The organism is Microcystis aeruginosa LEGE 91341 (assembly GCF_015206885.1).
GTDB lineage: Bacteria > Cyanobacteriota > Cyanobacteriia > Cyanobacteriales > Microcystaceae > Microcystis > Microcystis aeruginosa_H.
Genome location: NZ_JADEXY010000153.1, coordinates 1 through 9,736, shown reverse-complemented (window position 1 = coordinate 9,736; position 9,736 = coordinate 1). Strand labels below are relative to the sequence as shown.

Genomic DNA, 9,736 nt, shown 5'->3' with positions numbered 1-9,736 from the left:
ATTTTTTGACAAAGATAAGCAAAAATTATTCATTGACTCCAAAGACTTGAGAATATTTAAATTAACATTCCGCAATATTTACAAATTCTTAAGAATTAATTGAGAAAGATTTTTATTTAACAACGATGTTACAATAGTTACAGCGATTTTACTGAATTTCATAATGGGTTATCCTGTGCTTTTTTGGGCAGCAATGGTTGAAACTCTTGCCACACCTAGAGAGTGATCCCAATTAAGACGGGTAAATTAGTCAATTTCACCCATAACGATGATCTTTTTTTTGTGTAGTTTTGTTGCAAAAAAAAAGTTTTTTTGACAAAAAGCACAAAGTATGCAGGAGTAGTTATTGCAGAGTGGGGAGAAGGGAGAAGGGAGAAAAAAGCTGACTCCTGAATACTGACTCCTGAATACTGACTCCTGAATACTGACTCCTAAAGGCTTCCAGTGGGGAATTACTCTACGACCCAGGGAGTGATGGCGGGGGTCCAATTAGCCAATTCTGCATCGCTAAACCAGAGACTAACTTCATCTTTGGCGGTATCTGGACCATCGGAACCATGGATAAGATTGCGTCCGACACTAATGCCAAAATCACCGCGAATCGTACCCGGTTCAGCATTGAGGGGATTAGTGGCGCCAATAATTTTTCTAGCGGAGGCAATTACTCCTTCTCCTTGCCAAACCATAGCCACCACGGGGGAGGAGGTAATAAAATCGACTAAAGAAGGGAAAAAGGGTCTTTCCTTATGAACAGCGTAGTGTTTTTCCGCTAATTCGCCAGAAACCTGCATCATTTTCAACCCAACCAGCGTAAAACCTTTAGCTTCAAAGCGTTGAATAATTTCCCCCACCAGATTGCGTTGCACACCGTCGGGTTTAATCATTAAGAAAGTGCGTTCCATACTGCCTCTTAAAATTTAGCCATAAATTGTCACAAAACCCAGATTAACCCAGAATGGCATCCTAGAGAATGGCAGAATTTTCGCTTAAATTGCTGAGTTAGCTTGCCCTGCGAATGAGATAAGGGACTTGCGTGGGAATAATATCCCAGCCAGAAAATCGCTCTGTAGAAGAATCAGACCAGCCAGATAGCAAATGATCAAAGCGCAAGTCCCTTAGCTGCGGAGGCTCTCGAAGGCTCTCCCCCTACTTAGAGTGATCAGCAAACCTGATCGATCAGAGCGCAGGTTCCTTGCGCCCCTACAGTAACGGATTTTGTCCACAATGTAGGGGCGAACTGCGTTCGCCCAAAAGGTACATTATCAAAGCTCAAGTCCCTAAGCTAATAGGAAGTTTTCGTTTTGGCTCCCTGTTCCCCGCTCCCCAATTTATAATTCATAATTCATAATTCATAATTCCCACTTCCTCTACTCCCTGCTCTTCTATACTTTTTAAACAAGATTTAGTATCACTATAGGTGGGAGAGAGTCACAAATATTAAGAGGAACCTAAAAAATGAGTCTAAAACTTTACTTTTTGCGTCATGGCGAAACCACAGCCAGTCAAACGGGTAGTTTTTGCGGTCGATTAGACTTGGAACTAACCCCAGCCGGCTATGAAATGGCCAAGGATTTCGCTCTTGCCTATCGAGATGTGCCTTGGACAGGGATCTATTCTAGTCCCCTCAAACGCACCATGGCCACGGCCACCCCTTTAAGCGACCTCTTAGGTATTCCCATCCACAAACGGGAAGGATTAAAAGAGATTGCCTACGGCCAATGGGAGGGAAAAACCGCAGCCGAGGTTAATCAGGAGTTTCATGATGATTATGTGCGCTGGTTAGCAGATCCAGGCTGGAATTCTCCCACGGGGGGCGAAAAAGGCATCGATATCGCTCGTCGTAGTTCGGAAGTATTAGAGGAAATCGACCATCATCACGATGATGGCCATATTTTGATCGTTTCCCATAAAGCAACGATCCGAATCGTGTTATGTTCTCTTTTAGGCATTGATATCGGCCGTTATCGCGATCGAATTGCCATGCCCGTGGCCTCGGTAACGATCGTCGAATTAGCCGAACATGGTCCCCTCTTTCAAGTCATGGGCGATCGCTCTCACATCCGCAATGACCTGCGCTCCCGAGCGGGAACCTAACCAGTCAACAGCAACCAGGGAAACCCCGGATTTGGTCTCCTGAAAAACTATGTGCTTGATGTTATATTTTCTACGACACGGACAGACAGCCTATAGCAAAACGGGAGGATACTGTGGTACTCCAGAAAATGATCCCGGTTTGACGGCCGAAGGCATCGAAATGGCGGAGGAATTCGCCGATGTCTATCGTTCTTTACCTTGGCGTGCGGCCTACGTCAGTCCCCTCCAAAGAGCTATTCAAACCGCTAAACCTCTCTGTGAAGCGGTGGGACTGAAATTAGAAATCCGGCAGGGATTACAAGAGATCGGTTATGGTCTTTGGGAAGGAATGCACCCTAACGATATTGATCATCAATACCATGATCTCTATGTGCGTTGGTTGACGGATCCCGCTTGGAATGCTCCCCCCAACGGAGAAAGGGGTATCGATATCGCCCGTCGCTCCGCGGCAGTTTTGGAGGAAATTGAACACACCCACAGTGATGGCAATATCCTGATCGTTTCCCACAAGGCCACCATCCGGATCATGCTCTGTACTCTCATGGGCATCGATGTGGGCCGTTATCGCGATCGATTTGAAATGCCCGTGGCCGCTGTCAGTATTGTCGAATTAGGCAGTCGTGGCCCGCTTTTCCATGGCATCGGTTTACGTTCCCACCTCAGTGAGTACCTACGTTCTCTTCCCTGCACCTAATCAGGAGTCAGGAGTCAGGAGACAGGAGTCAGGAGTCAGGAGACAGGAGTCAGGAGACAGGAGACAGGAGAATTAAGAAGGAGCGTTAATTGATTAATGCTCTATTTAGGAATTTTAGGCAATTTTATGCCTATTTTTCTTATTTTTGAACTCTCAAAAATCAATTATGCAAGAACTCTACAGTTTACTGATCGCTGAAAATACTCCCCACTTCATAATTCATAATTCATAATTCATAATTCCCAATTTATGACCAAAATCCATCACTTTGAGCGATTACCTTCCACTAATACTAAAGCTTGGCAATTATTAGAGTCGGGGGAAAATCCGCCTTTTGTGGTGATTGCTAGTCAACAAAGTGCCGGGAGGGGACAATGGGGACGGCAATGGATTTCTGAACCGGGAGGATTATATTTATCTTTGGCTTTAAATCTGGATTTAGAGGTGGATAAATCTGCTCATCTCGTTCTCGCTACAGTTTGGGGTATCGCTCATCATCTGAATTGTCAAGAAATACCTGTTAAAATCAAATGGCCGAATGATTTGGTATTACTAGGGCGCAAACTAGGGGGAATTAACCTAGAAACCCGTATTCAGGGTCAAAACATCCCGCAAGCAGTCATCGGAGTGGGCCTCAATTGGTCTAATCCTGTCCCCCCCACCGGCATTAATTTACAAGCTTTGGCCGGCAATAAAATCACCTCGATCGCTCAATTAACTTCTGTCACCAGCGATGCTATCCTATACGGCTATGAATATTACTGTCATCACGGCATAAAAGCCCTATTAGCCTCCTATTTAGAACTTTTTGCCAATTTTGGTCAAAAGATAGCTTTCGAGGGCTATCAGGGCATAATAACCGGGGTAAGCGATCGAGGGGAATTAAAAGTTAAATTAACCTCGGACAATGCCAGTAGCGAAATCTATATACCAGCCGGTAGGGTCAGTCTCGGTTATAATCAAGTCTAAATATTTTTTTGACTAAACTGTGAGAAGTGAGGCGGCCCTATGTATCCTTCATCGGTGATATTGAAACTTTTTCTAGGAAAATCCTTAAAAAAGAAGCTGAGTTTATGCAGTGGTCTCGGTTTAGTAATCAGCGGTCTGATTACTCTTGCTCCCAATGCGATCGCTAATTCCGAAACTGGCAGCGAAACCCCAGTGGTGGAAAATGCCGCCCCGACTCTGAAAGCCCCCGTTATCAAAGAAAATACTAATCCCGCCCCCCGTCTGGCTATCCCCGAAAACCATCAAACCGATATGCCTACCCTTGCCCCCCGGGCCGGCGGTAAAAATAACTTTATCGATACTAGAAACTTTAACCCCCCCAGTTCCGTTGTTGTCACCGAGCGCCGCAGTGGTTGCCAAACCATCGCCCAAAATGGTCAACTGGTAGGAGGTAGCTGTAATCTGGCGGCCCGGGCCTCCCGTCGTCAGCCGGTCAGCACTGTGGCCAAACCCTTACCCCCGGTTAATCTGGCCCGGGTGCGTCTCAATCCTAATCCGGCCGTGCGGGTAGGACGGCGGTCCCAAAATCAGCCGGTTATCGCTCATAATTCCCTGGGTCGTTATGCCCCCACTCTCGTCGCTTCTAGCGCCCCGGTCCGTCTGGCTGCCCCGACGGTGATTCCCAGTCAGGTGGTAGCCCTCAATCCCCCGGAATGGAATGGCGTAAAATTGGCCTTGGCCCCAGTGACTCGCGCAGAAGTGGAAGCAATCAGCGAAGCGACCACCTATGAGCGGGCCACCCGTTTAAGTCCCACGGATTCTAACCAAAATCAACGCACCGATTTACTCTTTCCCCTCGCTCTTCCTGCCCAAATTACCTCGGTTTTCGGGTGGCGAAATCATCCGGTCAGCGGGAATCGGGCCATGCACGCGGGTACTGATTTAGGCGCACCGATGGGAACACCTGTATTAGCCGCCTACGCGGGGGAAGTGGCCACCGCCGACTGGTTGGGAGGTTACGGATTAACGGTGATTTTACGTCACCTCGATGGTAGTCAAGAATCTCGTTATGCCCACCTTTCGGAAATTACCGTCAAACCGGGAGAATGGGTGGAACAGGGAGCGGTTATCGGTCGTGTGGGTAGTACGGGACTTTCTACCGGTCCCCACCTACACTTTGAATGGCGACACCTAACCGAACAGGGTTGGACTGCCGTAGATGCCGGTTTACATCTAGAATTAGCCCTCGATAATCTGGTGCAGAGAATGCAAATGGCCGCAGCCACTGACTCTAATCAGAATTAATTTGTTTTGGCTGACAACTATAGCGGTTTTTGGAGCTTAAAAACGCATCGTTGAGCTTTTGCCCAATTGATGCGTTTTCATACATTCGCAGTCTTAAGTAGTTGGACAAAAATAAAGTTAGGGACTTGCGTAGGAATAATATCCCAGCCAGAAAATCGCTCTGTAGAAGAACCAGACCAGCCAGATGGCACATTATCAAAGCGCAAGTCCCTAACACCTCGAAGGCTCTCCCCCTACTTAGGGTGATCAGCAAACCTGATCGATCGGAGGGCGCAAGCATTGCGCCCCTACAGTAACGGATTTTGTCCACAATGTAGGGGCGAACTGCGTTCGCCCAAAAGGTACATTATCAAAGCGCAAGTCCCTTAACTGTGGGGTAAGGAGTCGGTCGTCGGTCGTCAGGAGACGGGAGACGGGATACACGCTAAGATACAAATAATAAACTTGAGAGAAGCACTTGATTAAATATGACTCTAACTGACGTTGAAGTAAATCCCTCGACTCCAGAAGATTTTTTAGATTCTGAAACATTAGTACAGGTCGATTTAATGCAGCAAAAGATTCAACAATATATACAAACCCTATCAGTAGAAAATTTAAAGATGATTCTAGAATTTGCCGCTTATTTGTCAGATAAAGAAAGTGAAAAGGCAACGCAAGAAATTAGAGCAATCCCGAATATTATGGAACATTTGAAAGAAGCTGAAATGGATTTACAATCAGGTTGCCTTATTGATTGGGAAAGCTGAGATGACTTATAAAGTCCGTTTGACAGCCAAAGCAAATAAAGTTTATTCTGAAGCGGATCCAATCTTAAAAAAGAAGATTGCTAAGTGTTTAAAAATCCTTCAAGAAACACCGAAGAATTATCCTCAAATTAAAGCATTAAAGGGAGAATTTGCTGGGAAGTATCGCTTCCGCGTTGGAGACTGAGTAACGCACAGAAAACGGGTTTCTCCGAGAAACCCGTTTTCTACTCATGCACTCATGCAAAACGGAGAATAAATAATCAGTTTTTAATAACTGGATTTAGTATCAGTCAGGAAGCGGTAGTTTCAGGCTTTGTTGTCCTCTTTTTGCACTAATTTGTGTTCTATAAAAGTGGTAATGCAAGGTTTTTGAAGCTCCCAATTTTGGACTGAGAACCCTACTAGGCGGTTATTTCGAGTATTTCAACCCCATTTGATGCCTAAACATTTCGCAGTTATGGGGAACGCTGTAGCTTAGATGGTTAACCTTTCGAGCAGAGGTTGCAGGGCTTCTTCATAACTGCGCCAGCGCTCTACCGAGCGCTTATATATCGGTTGCCTTACTTGAGTAACACTGGCAGTACGCACTAAGCGCTCGGTTTTATGGAACTGCATACAAGCATCATCCCATTCTAATCCAATAAAATCCAGGAGCCGAACTGTTTGCGCCGTTTGCTGGTCAACAGTTTCCTCATAGTCAATTTCCAACATGGGAACCGGCAAAACACGCCGCCAATGTTCCATAATCCGCCAATATTGCTGAATGCGTTCGGCAATATGAGTTAAGTCAAACGCCCAGCGAATAGACTTAAACTGAGTCATCCAACAAGAAACCGCCACATCCCGCACATCGCGGCGACAATGGATAATCTTGGCATTGGGAAAAGCAGTAACAATCCAACCCAAAAGGCTGTAATTGTCGGGCATTTTATCGACAATTCTCTGGACATTCTCCCTCTCTGTCCCTGCTTTGGTGAGCAGTTGTTCTAACTGTGCCAGATGCCAATCGGCTAGGTGAAGAATCTGGGGTTGCCCAAGCTGCTGGAGACAGTCCCAGACGGTTGTACTGCCGGGATGCCCCATCAGTGCGGGTAGGCTGTTAAAGCAATTACTGGCAAAGTTGCGCTCACCAGCCCCAAATACTTGGGGATGGCTGGCGAGAATCTGTTCCGTCAAAGTCGTGCCGCTGCGGGGCATCCCCACGATGAAAACGGGGGCGGCGGAGGGATTGCCCATCCCCTGAGTGCGCTGGAAAAATTCGGGGGTGAAGTGGGCGATTAATTGGTCGATATATTGGGCGTAGTCATCGGGATTGTAATCCCAGCCTCGCTCCTGCTTGTGGGCGGTGTGTAGTTTGTTGGCAGCGATCGCATGGGTGGCGGACTGGGCGTAGTTCTTACAACCGTCGTAGTAGTGGGCGAGTCCAAAATGAAGCGCCGACTGTGTGCCTTCTCTGCCCCACTTGGCTTCGAGTAATGTCTCCATCTGTTGAGCATCCTCTGGCGGCAGTTTTCCCCGCAAATTCTGGGCTAAATTGACCAGGGCGGGAATACAGTTAGGATTGACGGCCAGGGCCTCGCGGTTGGCGGCGTTGGCGCTTTCCACATCCCCAGCAGAGGCGAGAATGCCGGCTAGATGCGCCCGCAAGCTGGCATTTTCGGGCTTGAGTTCTACTGCTCGATAGGCCATAGCCACCGCCTCTTCTGCGTCGCCATCTTCCCAGAGAGCTTGGCTGAGTCCTGAATAGGCCTCGCCATAGTCGGAATGCTGCTCGATAATTTCTTGGTAGCGAGTGATGGCGGTCGCGCTATCCCCTAAGTCGAGAATTGCCCCAGCGAAGGCACAGCGGCTATCAAGGCGATCTGGTTCAATTGCTAGGGCTTTATCGTACCAAGTGAGTGCCTGTGGCAATTCGCTGACTTCTTGCCAAATTTCGCCGATCAGGGTGCAAAGCATGGCGGAATCGGGATTGAGATCGTAAGCTTTGCCATAGGCATCCATGGCCGCTTCCAACTGTCCCAAGGTGCGAAAGACGGTTCCCAAATTCATCCAGGCTTGACTATTTTTTGCTTCGGATTCGGCAGCCCGGCGGCAATATTCTAGGGCGCGTTCTGGTTGCCCGACTGCCAATAAAGTTAGTCCAAAATTGCCAATGGCGTGGGGTAAGTCGGGAGAGAGATTGAGGGCCTGTTGGTAAGCTTCGATCGCCGCACGAATCTGACCTAATTCCCGCAAGGTATCGGCTCGGTAGGCGTGCAGTAGAGCCTGTTCTGGGGCGATCGTGATCGCTTGTTCGTAGGTTGTCAGCGCCTCCTGGTATTGCTCCGAGGCAAAGTAGGTACTGGCGAGGGTAGTTAGGGCATTGGGATAGTTGGGACGCAGTTTTAAGGCTTTTTGACAGGCGGAAATTGCTTCGTTGTAGCGGTGACTCTGGTGGTAAGCTGCGCCTAAGTTGCACTGGTAAATTGGTTCACTGGGTTTTAATTTTACTGCTTTCTGTAATAGTCGGACGGCTCGTTCTTTTTCTCCTTGGTTGAGGGCAATTAACCCCGATAGATTGAGCGCACCGTGATGATTAGGATTACTGCTGAGGAGTTGATTGGCGATCGCTGCTGCTTCCTGGAGGCGACCTGTCCGCAGGCGATCGAATCCAGTTTCAATGGTTATACTGGTTGTTTTTGTAGATTTAGAGCGCATAGTATAAGCCAGAAAATTTTTTTAGAAAACGGGTTTCTTATCAACCCAGAAACCCGCTTTCTTGAAGAAAGCGGGTTTCTGGGAAGAAAACGGGTTTCTTGAAGAAACCCGTTTTCTTTAAGGGTTTCTTCGTTTGATCTTAGACAACAACCCAAAACCTAGTAAACTTCCCAATCCTATGAGGCTAGAAGGTTCGGGAATAGCAGCCGGTGGCTGTTGTGGCGCCCAGTTGGCAGTCTGCCCAATCTGGGTGGGCGACAAACCCGCCAGCAAGCCAGCGGTGTCCAAGGTACTCAAGTTATTGAAAACCGGAGTACCTGCCTGGGCCTCGGCTAAACTATTGTTAAAGTTAGCGAACCACATCAGGCTCTTAGTCTCCCCAGGGGCAAGGCTCAAAGTCCAGGTATCTCCCCAGATACCTGAGACGACGCTGCCACTAATTCCTTGGGTGGAAGAGGCAAGTTGCCCTCCCGGCCCGAAGCGCACGAAAGTTAGAAAGGGATCGCTATTACTTGGACCATCAGAGTTAATGAACCAACGGTCGAGGGCCGACTGGAAGGTATTGTCTCCCGTGCTGCTGTCCTCAATCGTACAGTCACTATCACAACCCATATTGCCGCCATAGCTGACCGTTGCACTGAGGGCTCCAGAGGTAGTATTGGTAAAAGTGCCAAACACCCGCAGAGTGGGGCTGGCAGCACTCATAAAGTAGTCCAGGCTGGTGTTGATGCCACCGATGTTGGCGGGGGTGATGGTATTCAGGAAAGTTCCCGCCCCAGTAGTAGTGAGATCCACCTGATTGCCGGGCTGTTGGAAAGCCGCATCGTTAACAACGATACCGCCAAAACCGTCAAAGGCATCGCCTCGCCCGCCGACAATCGTCGCATCAGCGATTCCATAGGCACTACCAATTGCAGTCCCTGGTACTGCTATCGTGGCGGTAGCATTGTTTACATTGTTATATTTAACCCCCCCCTGGATCACTGTCTGACCAAGATTGACCACTGCCGCTTGTGCGGGGGCAGCCGCCAGCATCATGCCTGCACCCGCCGCTAGGGCGATGGGAGCCAGTTTCAGTTTGTCAAAGGCGCTATTTTTCAGTTTTGCATTCATGATTACTTAATCCAGATTGATAAGTTTGTTGGCGATCGCAGCTTTTTTCAGTTGGGCCAAGACACGGCGCACCTAATCCTAAAGCTCGCTTCCAAAAGTACCCGCCCCCCCCCCCCCCCCCCCCCACCCCCTCCCA

General features: G+C 48.3%; 9 protein-coding genes. 6 read left to right on the top strand and 3 right to left on the bottom strand.

The window, feature by feature from the left end; genetic code table 11:
* Window positions 1-452 precede the first annotated feature (452 nt).
* The gene (gene ndk, locus IQ234_RS18035; RefSeq protein ID WP_185240558.1) at window positions 453-902 is read right to left on the bottom strand and encodes a nucleoside-diphosphate kinase; all 450 of its coding nucleotides are present in this window, start codon (window positions 900-902) and stop codon (window positions 453-455) included.
* A gap of 553 nt (window positions 903-1,455) precedes the next feature.
* On the opposite strand from ndk, the gene IQ234_RS18030 reads away from it, so the two are divergent.
* From IQ234_RS18030 to IQ234_RS18005, 6 genes are all read left to right on the top strand, one after another.
* Complete coding sequence (locus IQ234_RS18030) at window positions 1,456-2,094, top strand: histidine phosphatase family protein (RefSeq protein ID WP_193958087.1); 639 nt, start codon at window positions 1,456-1,458, stop codon at window positions 2,092-2,094.
* A 49-nt stretch (window positions 2,095-2,143) separates the two neighbouring features.
* Complete coding sequence (locus IQ234_RS18025) at window positions 2,144-2,788, top strand: histidine phosphatase family protein (protein WP_193958086.1); 645 nt, start codon at window positions 2,144-2,146, stop codon at window positions 2,786-2,788.
* Window positions 2,789-3,037: 249 nt separating this feature from the next.
* Window positions 3,038-3,757 carry a biotin--[acetyl-CoA-carboxylase] ligase gene (locus tag IQ234_RS18020; RefSeq protein ID WP_193958085.1) on the top strand — a complete coding sequence of 240 codons (720 nt, stop codon included), beginning with the start codon at window positions 3,038-3,040 and terminating at the stop codon, window positions 3,755-3,757.
* A gap of 39 nt (window positions 3,758-3,796) precedes the next feature.
* Window positions 3,797-5,041, top strand: a complete 1,245-nt coding sequence (locus IQ234_RS18015; protein WP_193958084.1) for a M23 family metallopeptidase — start codon at window positions 3,797-3,799, stop codon at window positions 5,039-5,041.
* Between the two features lie 467 nt (window positions 5,042-5,508).
* The gene (locus IQ234_RS18010; RefSeq protein WP_002787278.1) at window positions 5,509-5,790 is read left to right on the top strand and encodes a hypothetical protein; all 282 of its coding nucleotides are present in this window, start codon (window positions 5,509-5,511) and stop codon (window positions 5,788-5,790) included.
* Between the two features lies 1 nt (window position 5,791).
* On the top strand, window positions 5,792-5,974 hold the full coding sequence (locus IQ234_RS18005) for a type II toxin-antitoxin system RelE family toxin (protein ID WP_228008609.1): 183 nt from the start codon (window positions 5,792-5,794) through the stop codon (window positions 5,972-5,974).
* 290 nt (window positions 5,975-6,264) lie between these two features.
* Here IQ234_RS18005 and IQ234_RS18000 read toward each other — a convergent pair whose 3' ends face one another.
* Window positions 6,265-8,487 carry a tetratricopeptide repeat-containing sulfotransferase family protein gene (locus IQ234_RS18000; protein WP_193958083.1) on the bottom strand — a complete coding sequence of 741 codons (2,223 nt, stop codon included), beginning with the start codon at window positions 8,485-8,487 and terminating at the stop codon, window positions 6,265-6,267.
* 117 nt (window positions 8,488-8,604) lie between these two features.
* A complete protein-coding gene (locus tag IQ234_RS17995) occupies window positions 8,605-9,600 on the bottom strand; it encodes a PEP-CTERM sorting domain-containing protein (protein WP_193958082.1) in 996 nt (331 codons plus the stop codon).
* Window positions 9,601-9,736: the final 136 nt, after the last annotated feature.

Bases quoted from the DNA above. Each gene is read 5' to 3' on its own strand.
- ndk (WP_185240558.1), bottom strand. From the start codon at position 902: ATGGAACGCACTTTCTTAATGATTAAACCCGACGGTGTGCAACGCAAT.
- IQ234_RS18030 (WP_193958087.1), top strand. From the start codon at position 1,456: ATGAGTCTAAAACTTTACTTTTTGCGTCATGGCGAAACCACAGCCAGT.
- IQ234_RS18025 (WP_193958086.1), top strand. From the start codon at position 2,144: ATGTGCTTGATGTTATATTTTCTACGACACGGACAGACAGCCTATAGC.
- IQ234_RS18020 (WP_193958085.1), top strand. From the start codon at position 3,038: ATGACCAAAATCCATCACTTTGAGCGATTACCTTCCACTAATACTAAA.
- IQ234_RS18015 (WP_193958084.1), top strand. From the start codon at position 3,797: ATGTATCCTTCATCGGTGATATTGAAACTTTTTCTAGGAAAATCCTTA.
- IQ234_RS18010 (WP_002787278.1), top strand. From the start codon at position 5,509: ATGACTCTAACTGACGTTGAAGTAAATCCCTCGACTCCAGAAGATTTT.
- IQ234_RS18005 (WP_228008609.1), top strand. From the start codon at position 5,792: ATGACTTATAAAGTCCGTTTGACAGCCAAAGCAAATAAAGTTTATTCT.
- IQ234_RS18000 (WP_193958083.1), bottom strand. From the start codon at position 8,487: ATGCGCTCTAAATCTACAAAAACAACCAGTATAACCATTGAAACTGGA.
- IQ234_RS17995 (WP_193958082.1), bottom strand. From the start codon at position 9,600: ATGAATGCAAAACTGAAAAATAGCGCCTTTGACAAACTGAAACTGGCT.